A 14,710-nucleotide genomic window follows, 5' to 3' on the forward strand; every position below is an offset into this window, starting at 1 on the left:
GGGCCTCCGTCCGGTCCGAGGCTAGAACAGGCCCTCGATCTGGCCGTTGGCGTCGAGGTGGATGCCCTCCGAGGCCGGGACCTTGGGCAGGCCCGGCATGGTCATGATCTCTCCGCAGATCACCACGACGAAGCCGGCTCCCGCCGAGAGGCGCACGTCGCGCACGGCGATGACGTGGCCCTCGGGGGCGCCCATCAGGTTCGGGTCGGTGGAGAACGAGTACTGGGTCTTCGCCATGCAGACGGGCAGGTTGCCGTAACCGTCCTTCTCGAACTGGGCGAGCTTGGTGGCGGCCTTGGATTCGACCTGGATGTCGGCGGCCCCGTAGAGCTTCGTCGCGATGGTGCGGACCTTGTCGGTGAGCTTGGTCTCGGTCTCGTACGCGAAGGTCAGGGGCTTCTGCTCGCCCTCGGCCAGCTTCACCACGGCGTGGGCCAGTTCCTCGGCGCCGGCGCCGCCATCCGCCCAATGCTTGCAGGTGATGGCCTCGACCTGGAGCCGGTCGCGGCACAGTTCCTTCAGCTTGGCGTGCTCGGCATCGGTGTCGGCGTAGAAGTGGTTGACGCCGATGACCACCGGCAGGCCGAAGCTGCGCACGTTGGCGACATGGCGGGCGAGGTTGGCGAAGCCCTTTTCCAGGGCGCCGAGGTTCTCGGAGCCGAGCTCCTTCTTCGAGACGCCGCCGTGCATCTTGAGGGCGCGCACGGTGGCGACGATCACCACCGCGGACGGCTTCAAGCCCGCCTGCCGGCACTTGATGTCGATGAACTTCTCCGCCCCGAGATCCGCGCCGAAGCCGGCTTCGGTGACCACGTAGTCGCCGAGCTTGAGCCCGGCGCGGGTCGCGATGACCGAGTTGCAGCCATGGGCGATGTTGGCGAAGGGGCCGCCGTGGATCAGGGCGGGGTTGCCCTCCAGGGTCTGCACGAGGTTGGGCTGCAGGGCGTCCTTGAGCAGCACCGTCATGGCGCCCGTGGCCTTGACGTCCTTGAGGGTCACCGGCTTGCGGTCGCGGGTCTCGGCGATGACGATGCGGCCGAGGCGCGCCTCGAGATCGTCGAGGTCGCGCGCGAGACAGAAAACCGCCATGACTTCGGACGCCACGGTGATGTCGAAGCCGTCCTCGCGCGGGAAGCCGTTGGCGACGCCGCCTAGCGACTGGGTGATCGACCGCAGGGCCCGGTCGTTCATGTCGACCACGCGGCGCCAGTGGATGCGGCGCACGTCTATGTTGAGCTCGTTGGCCCAGTAGACGTGGTTGTCGATGAGGGCGGCGGCCAGTGAGTGCGCCGACGTGATGGCGTGGAAGTCGCCGGTGAAGTGCAGGTTGATCTGCTCCATCGGCACGACCTGGGCCTTACCGCCGCCGGCAGCACCCCCCTTCATGCCGAAGCAGGGGCCGAGCGACGGCTCGCGCAGGCACATCACGGTCTTCTTGCCGATGCGGTTGAGCGCGTCGCCGAGACCCACCGTGGTGGTGGTCTTGCCCTCGCCGGCCGGGGTCGGGCTGATGGCGGTGACGAGGACAAGCTTGCCCTCGGGCTTGTCTTCCAGACCCTTGATGAAATCGTGATCGATCTTGGCGATGTGCCGGCCGTAATTGTGAAGCGCCTCGTCCGGGATGCCGATCCGGGCAGCGACCTCGGTGATCGGCTTCAGGGTCGCCGCGCGGGCGATCTCGATGTCTGACGGCATGCCTCGTCTCTCCCGATTTTTTTCTTCGCGCCGAAGGGCGCGCGTTTGGCGTGTGCGGTGCCGGCGCCGTGTGGCGCACGCGGATCGGCCGCGCGGAACTGCACTGTGTCCGATCACACCAGTTTGATGGAAGGGGCAAGGAAAAGCGCTTGGGAAATTTTCAACGCGCGAACAAAATTTCGTTTGAGATCGGCCGGTTCCTGGAATCGGTGCGCCTTCGATGGGCTCACCCCCGGATCAGCCCGTCATGGCCGTCGCGGTGTAGCCGGCCTGGGTCAGGACCTCGGCCACCGTCCCGCTGTGCTCGCGGGTGGTGACGGCGACCCGGCCATGATCGAGGTCCACCGCCACCCGCGCGGCGGGATCGAGGTGCAGGATCGCCCGGCGCACCGCCTCCGCGCAGCCGTTGCAGGTCATTCCATCCACCTGCATCAGCAGGTCCGACTGCATCGCATCCATGGCGTCTCGACCCTATCGTCCTGTGTCTCGCACCGGGAGAGGTTCGCCGGACCCGGGAGAAAGGATGCGGGAACGGGAACTTCACCACAGCGCCGGAGATCGAATCCGGCTCGACGCCGCCCGGGTGCCCCGACCCGCCATGTTGAACCGGTGCGGATGGGATGCAAGCGCCGAGGACGAGCGCCGGGTCCCCCGGCATTCCAGATCCCTCGCGCCCCATCACCCGGAAACCCAAGTCACACCGGACGAAAATCGGCGTGGGCCGTCGCGCACGCATCTTGTGAGTGCCTGGCGTCTCGGCGACAAAGGCGGTCTGGCTGCCACCGATCCGTACCGTCGGTTGTGCGGCCCTTCATGGGTTCGAGGTGAGAGCATACCGATGGCCCGGATCGTCGGCCGGCGTGGCGGCCCGTGGGCACTTGGTCTGAAGGGTCTCGGTTTCCTGGGACTCGGCGCCTTGGTCCCGCTCTCCGCCTATGCCCCCCTCGGCGGGGCCTTCGCCCTCGCCACGGCCGGTGGTGCGGCGGCCCTCCTCGCCCACCGCCGGGCCGGAGCCCTGTCCGCCCGCTGCGAGAAGCTGTCGAGTGAGCTCGATGTGCTGTCCCAGCGCCTGGTGCGCCTCGAATCCGTCACCCGACTCATCGCAGAGCAGCAGGTGCGCGCCGATGGGGCCGCTTCCGGGGCCAATGCCGGCGCCGACACGGCGGCCCTGGCCGCCGGCGTCGAGGAGGTCACCGCCGAGATCGGCCTCCTCAGCGGCATCGTGCGTGAACTCGCCGCCGTGGTGGCGACCCAGGACGGGGAGATCGCCGGCCTGAAGGCGGCGCCCCCGGTCCCGACACCGGCGCCACGGCCCGTCGCACCCGAGATCGTGGTGGCGCCCCGGCAGGCGGCTCCCGCCGTGCCGTGGACTCCCCGACCTCTCGATGTGGCCGCGAGAGAGGTCGCGTCGCGGGAGGCCGGCCGCGAAGCCGCGATCCTGACGGCCTTCGATGGGATCGGTCTCGAAGTCCATCTCCAGCCCGTGGTCTCCCTGCCGCAGCGCAAGGTCGTCTCCTACGAGGCGGTGGCGCGCCTGCGCGTCGCCGGGGCGGGCGAGCTTCCGTCCGGCACCCTCCTGGCGCCCGAAGCCTTCCTGTCCATCCTCGAGCGTCACGGCCGCACCACCGACCTCGACCGCCGCATGCTCCAGCGCACGGCCACCGTGGCCCGGCACCTGGCCGGACGCGGCAGCCGGGCGGCCGTCGCCTACGGCCTGTCGCCGCTCTCCCTGTTCGAGCCGGGCTTCCTGCGTTCCCTGGGCCGCCTCGTGGCCGATGAGCCCGATCTCGCCGGCCGCCTCGTGGTTGCCCTGCCGCAGTCGAGCTGGCGCAGCCTCGATGCCGAGCAGGCTGGGGTCCTGGGGGATTTGCGCGGCCTCATCGGGTTCACCCTCGACCGTCCCGTGGACCTGCGTCTCGATCCCTCGGCGCTGGCCGACCGCGGCGTCGGGCAGGTGAAGGTGCCCGCCGACATGCTGCTGCGGCCCGGAATCCACGAAGGCCTGCCCGATATCGCACTGGAGGATCTCGTCGCTGCGCTCGACCGGGCGGGCATCCAGCTCGTGGCCGACCGCGTCGAACGCGAGACCGACGTGCCGGATCTCATCGACCTCAACGTTCCGCGGGCGCAGGGGACGGTGTTCGCCCCCGCCCGTGCCGTGCGCGCCGAAGTGCTGGCCGTTCCGCCGCCGCCCGAGCCGGTCCCGTCGGCGGGCGACGAACCCGAGCCGCCGCCCCAGCGCCGCCCGTTCCGGGATTTCCTGCGCCGCGCGGGATAGGGTTCCGGGCGTTGCTTTCAGGGGGGCCCGCGCCTAACCGGGCGACGCACCATGCCCCGACGTCACGCAGGCCCCCAATGACCGAATCCGTGCCCACGATCTCAGGGCTCAGCGCCATCGCCGACCGGTTCGACGTGATCCTGTGTGACGTCTGGGGCGTGCTGCATGACGGCGTGCGCGCGCATGTCGGCGCGGGCGAGGCCCTGATCCGCTTCCGGGCCCTGCCGGGCGGCACGCGACCGCGCCGGGTGGTGCTGGTCTCCAACGCGCCGCGCCCCTGGGAGGGTGTCCGAACGATCCTCGACGGGTACGGCGTGCCGCGCGACGCCTACGACGCCATCCTGACCTCGGGCGATCTCACACGCAGCCTGCTCGCCGAGGCGCCGGGCACGCGGATCCACCATCTCGGGCCCGAGCGCGACGCGCCGATCTTCGCCGATCTCGATATCCGCCTCGTCGCGGCGGAGGAGGCCGAACGCGTGGTCTGCACCGGGTTGTTCGACGACACCCGGGAGACGGCCGACGATTATCGCCCGGCCCTGGAGGAATGGCGGGCGCGCGACGTGCCGATGATCTGCGCCAATCCGGACCTTGTGGTCGAGCGTGCCGGGCTTCTGATCCCCTGCGCCGGCCTCATCGCCGAAGCCTACGCGGCGCTGGGCGGTCGGGTCGCCTATGCGGGAAAACCGTATCGGCCGGTCTATGCGGCCGCCCTGGCGATGGCCGGTGCCCTCGACGGCCTCGCGGCCCCGGAGCCCGGGCGGGTCCTCGCGGTGGGCGACGCCCTGCGCACGGACATCGCCGGAGCGTCGGCGTTCGGGATCCCGAATCTCCTCGTCGCCCGTGGCATCCATGCCGATGAATTGGGGGTCTCGACGGAGGAGGCCGCCCTCGGCGACGTCGCAGCCTGGCTCGGACGTCAGTCCGTGCGGCCGGACGCGATCATCGAACGCCTCGTCTGGTAGGATCTCATACCGGTCGATCGCTTCGCGATGCGGATTTGGGCTTCGCTCGGGCGCCGCGCGGGCTGCCTGAGACGGTCCCCGAATAGAGCATCCGGAAAACAGTATCAGGCGAACATCGCGTCGATCTCGTCCTGGGCCGTCGCCGGTCCGTTGACCTGGGGCCCGTTGAGAATCAGCAGCTCGTTGCGGACGCGGCGCTCGACCTCTTCCGGGTCGATTCCGCCCTCGTCGCGGGCCTTCACGGCGGCGGCGAAGCGCGACAGGCGGCTCTCCAGCTGGCGCAGGGCGTCGACCACCTTGGTGATTCGCTGGCCGGTGATGTCCTGGAAGGTGCAGGCCTCGAAGATGTCGTTCATCCGCGCCTCGACGGCGGGACGGTAGTTCCTGTCATCCGGCAGGCCGAGGATTTCCTCGGCCGCGTTCATGATCGTGTTCGTCGCCCCCGCCGTCGCGGCCACGACGCAGCCGAGCTCCTCGTGCGCCATGGGCAGACGGTCACGCGTCAGTTCGTTGGCCCGCAGGGCGGCGATCTCGGTGCGGAGATGCGCGATGTAATCGGCGATCTCCACGAGCTCCCGGACCAGGGATGGTTTTTCCGGCGCGGCGTTCGCCTTGCGCGCCCTGTTTGCGAGTGCCATCGACTCCCGCCTCTCCCTGTGCCGTCCGGTGGGTCGAAAAGACTGGTGCGTTTGCCCGCCGGACGACCTCCGCCCGGCCCTTGCGGGGGAGCGAGAGTCGTTCGCTCCGGCGCGATGCAACTCAACCGATGCGTGGACCGATCCGACGGATCGGTGCCCGCGTCAGGCGCCGCAGACCGCCTCGATCTTGCTCTTCAACGTCGCGGCGTTGAACGGCTTGACGATGTAGTTGTTCACGCCGGCCTTCTTGGCGGCGATGACGTTCTCGGTCTTCGATTCGGCCGTGACCATGATGAACGGCGTGGTGCGCAGGGCCTCGTCGGCGCGCACGTGACGCAGCAGCTCGTAGCCCGTCATCGGCTCCATGTTCCAATCGGAGATCACGAGGCCGTACTTGCGGTTCTTCAGGCGGGCGAGGGCGGCGGTGCCGTCGGAGGCGTCGTCGACCTCCTCGAACCCGAGCTGCTTCAGAAGGTTGCGGATGATACGGACCATCGTCTGATAATCGTCGACGACGAGGATCGGCATGCCGAGATCGAGGGCCATGGTTGCGTGTGCTCCGTCAGGTCGAGGCCGCCGCGTGCGCCGCGGCGGCTCGGGAATGGGCAGGGGCGAATCCGTGTCCGCGCCCTTGATCGTGAAACTACGGTCGATCGGCTTGCGAAGCGGTTAACTGCAGTGCTGGGTCGGCATCCCGGAGCGAGGCGAGACGCCTCGCTTGACCCTCCCGGTGGATTTCGACAGGTTCCGCCGCGAAACGCGGCCCTTCGAGGCCGCGCTCATCCTGCCACAGCCATGTTGGGACAAGATGCCGCCCGGCGACAGGACAGCCCCGCCGGCCCCGGTCCCTGTGACGGGCCGGCGTTTCACGGTCTGCCGCGAGGACGAGCCGGTGCCGCCGGCCATCGCCGGGGCCATCGCGGCGATCGGTAATTTCGACGGCGTCCATTTCGGCCACCGCGCCCTGATGGCCGCCGTGCGCGAGACCGCCGGCGAGGTCGGCCGGCCGGCCGTGGCGCTCACCTTCGAGCCGCATCCGCGGGCGTATTTCGCGCCGCATCTGCCGATGTTCCGCCTGTCCGACGCGGCGGCCAAGGAGCGGGTGCTCGCCCGGCTCGGCCTCGACGGCCTCATCGTGCGCCGGTTCGATGCCGCCCTGGCGGGCATGGGCGCGCGTGCTTTCGTCGAGGGTCTGCTCGTGCGGGATCTCGGTCTCTCGGGCGTCGTCGTCGGACACGATTTCCATTTCGGCCGCGGACGCGAGGGCACCCCGGCCATCCTGGCCGAACTGTGCGCGGATGCGGGCTTGACCTGCCGCGTCATCTCGGCCGTTTCCCTGCCGCCTCCCGAATCATTCGTTTCCTCGTCACCCGTTTCTCCGGAGAACGTAATGGACCCGGTCTCGTCGAGCGCGATCCGCGCGGCCCTGGCCGAGGGCGACGTCGCCCGTGCCAACGCCTTGCTCGGCTATCGCTGGTTCGTTTCGGGGGTGGTGCAGCACGGGGACAAGCGCGGGCGCACGCTGGGCTATCCGACCGCCAACGTCGCGCTGCGCGATTGCGGCCTCGCCCACGGGATCTACGCCGTGCGGGTGGCCCTGCCGGATGGAACCGTGTGGAACGGGGTGGCGAGCTACGGCCGGCGGCCGACCTTCGACGACGGTGCGCCCCTCCTCGAGGTCAACCTGTTCGACGTCGCGCGCGACCTCTACGGCCAGTCGATCACCGTGGAACTCGTGGCCCATATCCGGGGCGAGGAACGCTTCGACTCGGCCGAGAGCCTGATCGCCCGGATGGACATCGATGCCGCGCAGGCCCGCGCGATCCTGGCCGCCGACACCGTGCCGTCGATGCTGTAGGCTTTTGTTCTTGCCCCGACCGACCCGAGGGTACCCTCGCGGGCGGCATCGGACCGGCGCCCGATGCGATAAGCAAATCGTTAACCATCCGCGGCGCAATCTTTGCGCGTCCGGGATGCGGCCTCGGCGCGCAGCCGGATGGACACGATGCCGGGGCGGATGACGCCGGATGTACGCGCATCCGCTCCCGGCTTCCGTGGCTGCTCGCGCGCCTCGGAGGGACGCTCTCAGTTTCGCCGAAGTTCGGGGGTTGTCTCAGGGCCGACGGTCGGGCTCCCCTCCGGAGCCGCGACGTGCCGATCACGAAGCAGGTGCCTGATGGTCAAAACTCTGATGGTCGTCTTGACGGTTGTCCTCGTCCTCGCCCTCGCCGCCCTCGCGCGGCTGGTGCTGTTGCCGTTCCGAGGTGTCCGCGCCTTGAGCGCCCGCGCCTTCGGCCGTCGGCGCCTCGCGACCGCCTGACGACGGTTCACGAAGCGCCCGCTGCGTCATGGCGTCTGCCGTCCCGACGCTCACGACACCAACCGGCCTCGACCAGGCATCCCGGGAGGCACACCGAAACCCGCCGACGCTTCGGCGGGTTGGGATCGCAGGTCGGCGGCCCTACAGCTTCGTCGGTGTCGCGGCCAGCCGCTGTGCGGCGGCCTTGAGGCCGACCTGGTCGCTGCCGCTCAAGGCATAGGCCGTGCGTCCGACGGCCCAGTAGGCAGTCTCGCCGTTGCCGGGGCTCGCGACTTCGCCCTCGCCCGGGCCAGCCTTGCCGACATGGGTCGCGAACAGGGAGAGTTCGCCAAGGGCCCCGGCATCGATCACCACCTCGACGCCGGTGCCGTTGCGGGCCGGCACGATCTGGACGTCGCGCACGGTCCAGTCGCCCGGCAGGTCGGGGAGCGCGATGCCCGTGGCGCCGGCGATGCCGGTGCGGTCGTAGGTGGTGGTGCGCTGGGCCGCCAGCCGTCCGCGGATCTGGGCTGCCTCGCGGGCGTTGCGGGCATCGGACACCAGCGTCGGGTCCACCGGTGCGGCGAAGGTGTCCGGCACCCCGAGGAGGAAGCTGTCCGAATGGGCGAGCCATCCGGCACCGACGAGGAGGGCGATGACCGCGGCCCGGCGCAGGCGGTCGCCGGCGCGGCGCCAGGCGAGGGATCGGTCGAGGCGCCGGGCCGCCGCGCGATTGCGCTCCGGACCGGAACCCGGCATCCGCGCGAACGCCTCGCGCAGGGCGTCGCGGTCGTGCATCTCGGCCATCACACGGGCGGCGATCTCGGGGGTGCGGGCAAGGTGCGCTTCCACGTCGAGGCGTCGCATCACGTCGAGCTGTCCATCGACGAAGGCGGTGAGATCGGTGTCGGTAATCGGGTCGACCATCGCTGTCGCTTCCATTCGGTTCTGGCCTGCGCCTCGGCGCCGATGGTCGTCCGGCCAGATCGGTCGGTTCGTCGCCGTGATGGCCACGCCTTCGGCAATCGTCTGGACCGGCGCCTCGTCCGGAGGTCGATGCGACCCCGTGAGCGATGTGCGTCGGCCCCTGTTCCTTCTGATGATGTCCCGCGGACCCGCTCGTGTGGGCCGGACAATCGAATCCTGCCCGTTGCCGGGCGATGATAGGCGATCGTATTTCTTTGCGAAACGGTCAGCTCTTCCCGGCGGCTCGTCCCCCGAGCCCTGCGCCCGCGCCCGGCCCAGCTTGCTGGGGCACGAGGCGCAGGCGCGGTCGCTCCGGTGGGGGGCTACGCTGTTCTGGGAGATCGCGCTCGCCTTCCTCGAAGGCCCGAAGGGCGGCGCGGCCGCGACCGAGCCGTGACATCAGGGTTCCGATGGGAATGCCGAGGACCGCGGCGGCATCGGCGTAGGCCATGCCTTCGAGGGTGACGAGGTGCAGGGCGGCGCGCTGCTCTTCCGGAAGGGTGAGGAAGGCGCGGCGGATCTGGGCGAGGCGCACCTGAGCCTCCTGAGCGGGCTGGGCGACCTCTTCGCTCATCTGCACGAGGGCTTCGGCATGGCGTGATTCCACGCGTTTGCGCCGCTGCTCATCGATGAAGACGTTGTGCAGCACCGTCATCATCCAGGTGCGCAGGTTGGTGTTGGGTCGGTGGATCTGACCCGATTCGAGGGCCCGCACCAGGGCGTCGTGCACGAGGTCGTCGGCCCGGAGACTGTCGCGGGTCAACGATCGCGCGTAGCGCCGCAGGGGCACCATGAGATCGACGATGGATGTGGCGGAGCCGGGCCGGATCGGTTCGGTCGTCATAGTAGGTATAACGGTTGGCCGACGGGATTAATCCCGCCGACCCCCAGGGCATCGCTCCGTTCCGTCGAAACGCGCCTAAGCGTAGGTGGCCTGCAGGTTGAGGCTGCAGGTCCGGCCGACCTGATCGTAGGTCTCGGCGAGCCACGCCTGGGCCGCACCCCGGCCCTTGTCGCGCAGGCGCTCGAACACCCGTAGACGCGCGTCGAGGCGCGAGGACGCCTGATAGTCGTCGAGGGCGCCGGTGCCGTCGATGCGGTGGACGTATTGCGACTTGTAGCCGCCCTGTCCGAGCACGCCCTCGGCGATGAGGCCGTCGAGGAAATCGATGGCGCGCAATTCCCGCATGAGGTTGGCGTTGAAGGTGATCTCGTTGAGGCGATCCTGGATCTCCTGCTGCGTGCGTGGGGTCTCGCGCCGCTCCACCGGGTTGATCTGCACCAGGACGATGTCGCGGGTCTCCGCCCCCCGGTACAGGGGATAGAGCGGTGGATTGCCGAGATAGCCTCCGTCCCAGTAGGGCACGCCGTCGATCTCCACCGCCTGGAACACCGTCGGCAGGCAGGCCGAGGCCATGAGGTGATCGACCTTGAGGTCCGAGCGCTCGAACACCGCGAGCTTGCCGGTCCAGACATTGGTGGCGGACACGAACACCGCCGCCGTCTCGGCCTCGCGCAGGCGGTCGAAGTTCACCTGCTTCGCCAGGGCCTTGCGCAGGGGGTTGTAGTTCAGCGGGTTCGACGCGTAGGGGCTCGTCTTGATCACGCGGCCCCAGAACTCGACGACGGGGTTGTCCTTCCACAAGGCGAACAGGCCGTTCAGGGCCCCGCGCTGGACCGGCCAGAGATCGCTGTCGAGGCTCACTTCGCGCCAGAACGTCTCCAGGGCGGTGCGTGCCCCATCGGGACCACCCTCGAGCCAGCCGTCGACCATCACCACGGCGTTCATGGCTCCGGCGCTCGCTCCGGTGATCGCCTCGAAGCCGAGGCGTCCGTCCTCGATCAGCGCATCGAGCACACCCCAGGTGAAAGCCCCATGTGCCCCGCCGCCCTGGAGCGCCAACGCGACGGTCTTCTCCGCATGCGGACCGGCCAGGACCTGCGTCGGCGCCGTGGCCCGCTCGGGGCAGGACCCACCGGGACCGATATCAGCGGGTGAGTCGAGGGGCACGTCCTGATTCGCGTCGAGCATGGGGCCTCCAAATGGATGGTGCACCGCAACATATGATGCGACAGGGCAACAATCGGGCCGGGACGCCCCCGGTTCCCCCCACGGCGCGCAGTGCAGCCATTTGTCCGGCGCAGCGATGAACTCGACATCTCGCCCCGGATCGGACATGGGATGGCCTGACACCAGACCAGCGCCCCTGACCATCGGGACGGTGCGGGCTTGACGCCTGCTCACCGTCATCTCAGCTAAACGGTCGAGAGCGTAGACAAGAGGGCGTGGTGGACGCCACCGGCCGGATCGCCCAGCCGGGCTCAATGGCGCCCTCGCGGACGGACCAAAGCCGCAAGGCCGGCGGAGGTTCCTCGGAGCGCACGGATCAACGATGGAAGCCATGGACGCGACCCCTGCCAACCCGATCAGCGGCAACGCCCCCGAGATCGCCGGTCCCAGCCCCCGTCACCGCACCGTCGGCGTCATGGTCGGGTCCGGGGAAGGAGCCGTCATGGTGGGCGGCGGTGCCCCCATCGTCGTGCAGTCGATGACCAACACCGACACCGCCGATATCGACGGCACGGTGGCGCAGGTGGCCCAGCTCTCCCGCGCGGGATCGGAACTCGTGCGCATCACCGTCGACCGCGACGAGGCGGCCATGGCGGTGCCGAAGATTCGCGAGCGCCTCGACCGCATCGGCATCCACGTGCCCTTGGTCGGCGATTTCCACTACATCGGCCACAAGCTCCTCGCCGACCATCCGGCCTGTGCCGAGGCCCTGGCGAAGTACCGGATCAACCCCGGCAATGTCGGCTTCAAGGAGAAGAAGGACACCCAGTTCTCGACCATCGTCGAGCAGGCGATCCGCTACGGCAAGACCGTACGCATCGGCGCCAACTGGGGCTCCCTCGACGAGGCACTCCTCACGCACCTCATGGACGAGAACGCCCGGCTGCCCCGGCCCATCGACGCCCGCGCGGTGATGCGCGAGGCGATGGTGCGCTCGGCGCTGTCCTCGGCCGAGCGCGCCGTGGAACTCGGTCTGCCGAAGGACCGGATCATCCTCTCGGCCAAGGTCTCGGCGGTACAGGACCTCATCGCCGTCTACCGCGAGGTGGCGCGCCGCTCGGACTTCGCGATCCATCTCGGTCTCACCGAGGCCGGCATGGGCTCGAAGGGCCTCGTCGCCGCCTCCGCCGCCATCGGCGTTCTGCTGCAGGAAGGCATCGGCGACACCATCCGCTACTCCCTCACTCCGGAGCCGGGCGGCGACCGCACCGTCGAGGTCAAGGCCGCGCAGGAATTGCTGCAGACCATGGGCTTCCGGACCTTCGTCCCCCTGGTGGCGGCCTGCCCCGGCTGCGGACGCACCACCTCCACCACGTTCCAGGAACTCGCCCGCGACATCCAGAACTGGATCGTCACGTCGATGCCCGCGTGGAAGAAGGCGTATCCCGGCGTCGAGGGTCTCAACGTCGCGGTGATGGGCTGCATCGTCAACGGCCCCGGCGAATCGAAGCATGCCGATATCGGCATCTCGCTCCCGGGCACCGGCGAGACCCCCACCGCCCCGGTGTTCATCGACGGCAAGAAGGCCATGACCTTGCGCGGGCCGACCCTCGCCAAGGACTTCGAGACCGTGGTGACCGACTACATCGAGCGCCGCTTCGGCGCCGGCACCCGCAGCGCCGCGGAGTAGCCGCCGCTCGCGGCGCGCGCCATGCCTGTTGGCCGAACGGTGATCCCGAGCGGGTTGCCGTTCTCGCGTGCTGCGCCGCATGATAGCGTGACCGCAGCCTAATCCCCGCTGCCCGACCCCGTCGGGACCGGCCCCGCGTTCTTCGCGCACTCCCGATGGTGCGTCGCGAAAAGCCCGGGCTCGCAACACGTCGCGATCGAGCCGCATGACGCAATCCGCCATTCCGAGCGCGCCCGGTCCCACCCCCGAGGGGGGGGACCCGTCCGCGGCGGCCATCGACGCGGAGACGGGCCGGGCCCACGCACCGGCCAGCCTGTGGACCCTGGTGCTGGGCTCCGTCGGCGTCGTCTACGGCGACATCGGCACGAGCCCGCTCTACGCCTTCCGTGAGGCCCTGGTCTCCGCCCGCGCCGACGGCATCCTCCTGCGCGAGGAGGTGCTGGGCGTCGCCTCGCTCATCCTGTGGGCGCTGCTCCTTATCGTCACCATCAAATACGTCGTCATCCTTATGCGGATGGACAACAACGGCGAGGGCGGCATCCTCTCACTCATGGCGCTGGCCCGCTCGGCGCTCGGCGGCTCGCGCATCGTGTTCATGTTCGGCCTGCTCGGGGCGTCGCTGTTCTACGGCGACGCCATCATCACGCCCGCCATCTCGGTGCTGTCGGCGGTGGAGGGGCTGAAACTCGTCACCCCGGCCTTCGAGGCCTACGTCCTGCCCATCACCATCGCGATCATCGTACCCCTGTTCCTGATCCAGAACCGGGGCACGGGGAAAGTGGCGACCTTCTTCGGGCCGGTCATGGCCGTGTGGTTCGCCGCCATGGCGCTCGCCGCCCTGCCGCACATCTACGCCACCCCGGACGTGTTCTGGGCCATCAACCCGTACTACGCCCTGCATTACCTGCTCGGCCACGGCACCGGTGCCCTGGTGGCGCTCGGCGCGGTGTTCCTCGCGGTGACGGGGGCCGAGGCCCTGTTCGCCGATCTCGGGCATTTCGGCCGCCGGCCGATCCAGATCGCGTGGCTCTACCTCGTGGCGCCCTGCCTCGTGCTCAACTATTTCGGCCAGGCCGCCCTGGTGCTGGCGAAGCCCGACACGAGCGACCCGTTCTTCCAGCTCGTGCCCGAATGGGGCCTACTGCCCATGGTGCTGCTCGCCACCGCCGCCACGGTGACGGCGAGCCAGGCGGTGATCACCGGCGCGTTCTCCCTGTCGCGCCAGGCGATCCAGCTCGGCCTGCTGCCGCGCCTCGAGATCCGCCACACCTCGGAATCGCATTCGGGGCAGATCTACCTGCCGCAGATCAACGCGCTCCTGATGGTCGGCGTCGTCATCCTGGCGATCCTGTTCCGCTCGTCCGCCGCCCTCGCCTCGGCCTACGGCATCGCGGTGACCGGCACGATGCTCATCACCGCGAGCCTCGCCTTCCTCGTGCTGTGGAAGACCTGGAAGTGGTCCCCCTGGGCCGCGGGCCTTGCGATCCTGCCGTTCGCCGCCTTGGAGTTCCTGTTTCTCCTGTCGAACATGCTCAAGGTGTTCGAGGGCGGCTACGTGCCCCTGCTGTTCGCCGGCGCCCTCATCGTCGTGATGTGGACCTGGGTGCGCGGCGTCGCGATCCTCATCAACAAGACCCGCAAGACCGACGTGCCGCTCACCGAACTCGTCGGCATGCTGGAGAAGAGCCCGCCGCACCACGTGCGCGGCACGGCGGTGTTCCTCACCAGCGATCCCTACATCGCGCCGGCGGCCCTGCTGCACAATCTCAAGCACAACAAGGTACTGCACGAGAAGAACGTGGTGCTCACGGTGGAGACCGTGGACACGCCCCGGGCCCGCGCCGTCGACCGCGTCCGCATCGAGCCCATCGGCCCGCACTTCTCCAAGGTGGTGATGAAGTTCGGCTACATGGAATCGCCCAACATCCCCCGGACCCTGACCCTCCTGAAGAAGCAGGGCTTCAAGTTCGACATCATGGCGACGTCGTTCTTCCTGTCGCGGCGCTCCATCCGCCCGGCGGCCCATTCGGGCATGCCCCTGTGGCAGGACCGGATCTTCATCACGCTGGCCAAGAACGCCAACGACGCCACGGACTTCTTCCAGATCCCCACGGGGCGGGTGGTCGAGGTCGGGACCCAGGTGACGGTGTGAGGGGCATCGCCCACCC

13 protein-coding genes are annotated in these 14,710 nt (G+C 69.3%); 6 read left to right on the forward strand and 7 right to left on the reverse strand.

Going from position 1 to position 14,710, the window contains the following annotated elements:
* Positions 1–21 precede the first annotated feature (21 nt).
* Positions 22–1,695, reverse strand: a complete 1,674-nt coding sequence (locus ASF27_RS13615; protein WP_056172609.1) for a formate--tetrahydrofolate ligase — start codon at positions 1,693–1,695, stop codon at positions 22–24.
* Positions 1,696–1,932: 237 nt separating this feature from the next.
* Positions 1,933–2,154, reverse strand: coding sequence for a heavy metal-associated domain-containing protein (locus ASF27_RS13620; RefSeq protein WP_056172612.1), 222 nt, complete (start codon positions 2,152–2,154; stop codon positions 1,933–1,935).
* 379 nt (positions 2,155–2,533) lie between these two features.
* Here ASF27_RS13620 and ASF27_RS13625 point away from each other — a divergent pair, with 379 nt between their 5' ends.
* Complete coding sequence (locus tag ASF27_RS13625) at positions 2,534–3,973, forward strand: EAL domain-containing protein (protein ID WP_056266779.1); 1,440 nt, start codon at positions 2,534–2,536, stop codon at positions 3,971–3,973.
* A gap of 77 nt (positions 3,974–4,050) precedes the next feature.
* Positions 4,051–4,938 (forward strand): TIGR01459 family HAD-type hydrolase, encoded by an 888-nt coding sequence (locus ASF27_RS13630; RefSeq protein ID WP_056360775.1) that lies wholly within the window; start codon positions 4,051–4,053, stop codon positions 4,936–4,938.
* 104 nt (positions 4,939–5,042) lie between these two features.
* Here the strand turns inward: ASF27_RS13630 and ASF27_RS13635 are convergent, their stop codons facing one another.
* The gene (locus tag ASF27_RS13635; RefSeq protein ID WP_056172621.1) at positions 5,043–5,576 is read right to left on the reverse strand and encodes a protein phosphatase CheZ; all 534 of its coding nucleotides are present in this window, start codon (positions 5,574–5,576) and stop codon (positions 5,043–5,045) included.
* Between the two features lie 162 nt (positions 5,577–5,738).
* Positions 5,739–6,122: a response regulator gene (locus ASF27_RS13640; RefSeq protein WP_018046001.1), complete on the reverse strand. Its 384-nt coding sequence runs from the start codon at positions 6,120–6,122 to the stop codon at positions 5,739–5,741.
* A 262-nt stretch (positions 6,123–6,384) separates the two neighbouring features.
* Here ASF27_RS13640 and ASF27_RS13645 point away from each other — a divergent pair, with 262 nt between their 5' ends.
* Both ASF27_RS13645 and ASF27_RS23425 read left to right on the forward strand, forming a co-directional pair.
* Positions 6,385–7,434: a bifunctional riboflavin kinase/FAD synthetase gene (locus ASF27_RS13645; protein WP_056361052.1), complete on the forward strand. Its 1,050-nt coding sequence runs from the start codon at positions 6,385–6,387 to the stop codon at positions 7,432–7,434.
* 333 nt (positions 7,435–7,767) lie between these two features.
* Entirely contained in the window at positions 7,768–7,896 is a 129-nt protein-coding gene (locus ASF27_RS23425) for a hypothetical protein (protein ID WP_277996073.1), read from the forward strand.
* Positions 7,897–8,037: 141 nt separating this feature from the next.
* On the opposite strand, the gene ASF27_RS13650 is transcribed toward ASF27_RS23425, so the two are convergent.
* From ASF27_RS13650 to ASF27_RS13660, 3 genes are all read right to left on the reverse strand, one after another.
* Positions 8,038–8,802 (reverse strand): hypothetical protein, encoded by a 765-nt coding sequence (locus ASF27_RS13650; RefSeq protein ID WP_056306271.1) that lies wholly within the window; start codon positions 8,800–8,802, stop codon positions 8,038–8,040.
* A 265-nt stretch (positions 8,803–9,067) separates the two neighbouring features.
* The gene (locus ASF27_RS13655) at positions 9,068–9,685 is read right to left on the reverse strand and encodes a sigma-70 family RNA polymerase sigma factor (protein WP_056172628.1); all 618 of its coding nucleotides are present in this window, start codon (positions 9,683–9,685) and stop codon (positions 9,068–9,070) included.
* 75 nt (positions 9,686–9,760) lie between these two features.
* Positions 9,761–10,873: a patatin-like phospholipase family protein gene (locus tag ASF27_RS13660; protein WP_082479089.1), complete on the reverse strand. Its 1,113-nt coding sequence runs from the start codon at positions 10,871–10,873 to the stop codon at positions 9,761–9,763.
* Between the two features lie 361 nt (positions 10,874–11,234).
* On the opposite strand from ASF27_RS13660, the gene ispG reads away from it, so the two are divergent.
* Positions 11,235–12,542 carry a flavodoxin-dependent (E)-4-hydroxy-3-methylbut-2-enyl-diphosphate synthase gene (gene ispG / locus ASF27_RS13665; RefSeq protein ID WP_056306269.1) on the forward strand — a complete coding sequence of 436 codons (1,308 nt, stop codon included), beginning with the start codon at positions 11,235–11,237 and terminating at the stop codon, positions 12,540–12,542.
* 205 nt (positions 12,543–12,747) lie between these two features.
* A complete protein-coding gene (locus tag ASF27_RS13670; RefSeq protein WP_056266788.1) occupies positions 12,748–14,694 on the forward strand; it encodes a potassium transporter Kup in 1,947 nt (648 codons plus the stop codon).
* The last annotated feature ends 16 nt before the right edge of the window (positions 14,695–14,710 follow it).

Origin of the sequence: Methylobacterium sp. Leaf102 (genome assembly GCF_001422425.1) — a bacterium.
Taxonomy (GTDB): domain Bacteria; phylum Pseudomonadota; class Alphaproteobacteria; order Rhizobiales; family Beijerinckiaceae; genus Methylobacterium.

Excerpts from the sequence above, each read along its gene's own strand:
- ASF27_RS13630 (WP_056360775.1), top strand. The coding sequence starts at position 4,051 with ATGACCGAATCCGTGCCCACGATCTCAGGGCTCAGCGCCATCGCCGAC.
- ASF27_RS13615 (WP_056172609.1), bottom strand. The coding sequence starts at position 1,695 with ATGCCGTCAGACATCGAGATCGCCCGCGCGGCGACCCTGAAGCCGATC.
- ASF27_RS13635 (WP_056172621.1), bottom strand. The coding sequence starts at position 5,576 with ATGGCACTCGCAAACAGGGCGCGCAAGGCGAACGCCGCGCCGGAAAAA.
- ASF27_RS23425 (WP_277996073.1), top strand. The coding sequence starts at position 7,768 with ATGGTCGTCTTGACGGTTGTCCTCGTCCTCGCCCTCGCCGCCCTCGCG.
- ispG (WP_056306269.1), top strand. The coding sequence starts at position 11,235 with ATGGAAGCCATGGACGCGACCCCTGCCAACCCGATCAGCGGCAACGCC.
- ASF27_RS13670 (WP_056266788.1), top strand. The coding sequence starts at position 12,748 with ATGACGCAATCCGCCATTCCGAGCGCGCCCGGTCCCACCCCCGAGGGG.
- ASF27_RS13645 (WP_056361052.1), top strand. The coding sequence starts at position 6,385 with ATGCCGCCCGGCGACAGGACAGCCCCGCCGGCCCCGGTCCCTGTGACG.
- ASF27_RS13625 (WP_056266779.1), top strand. The coding sequence starts at position 2,534 with ATGGCCCGGATCGTCGGCCGGCGTGGCGGCCCGTGGGCACTTGGTCTG.
- ASF27_RS13655 (WP_056172628.1), bottom strand. The coding sequence starts at position 9,685 with ATGACGACCGAACCGATCCGGCCCGGCTCCGCCACATCCATCGTCGAT.
- ASF27_RS13660 (WP_082479089.1), bottom strand. The coding sequence starts at position 10,873 with ATGCTCGACGCGAATCAGGACGTGCCCCTCGACTCACCCGCTGATATC.
- ASF27_RS13640 (WP_018046001.1), bottom strand. The coding sequence starts at position 6,122 with ATGGCCCTCGATCTCGGCATGCCGATCCTCGTCGTCGACGATTATCAG.
- ASF27_RS13620 (WP_056172612.1), bottom strand. The coding sequence starts at position 2,154 with ATGGATGCGATGCAGTCGGACCTGCTGATGCAGGTGGATGGAATGACC.
- ASF27_RS13650 (WP_056306271.1), bottom strand. The coding sequence starts at position 8,802 with ATGGTCGACCCGATTACCGACACCGATCTCACCGCCTTCGTCGATGGA.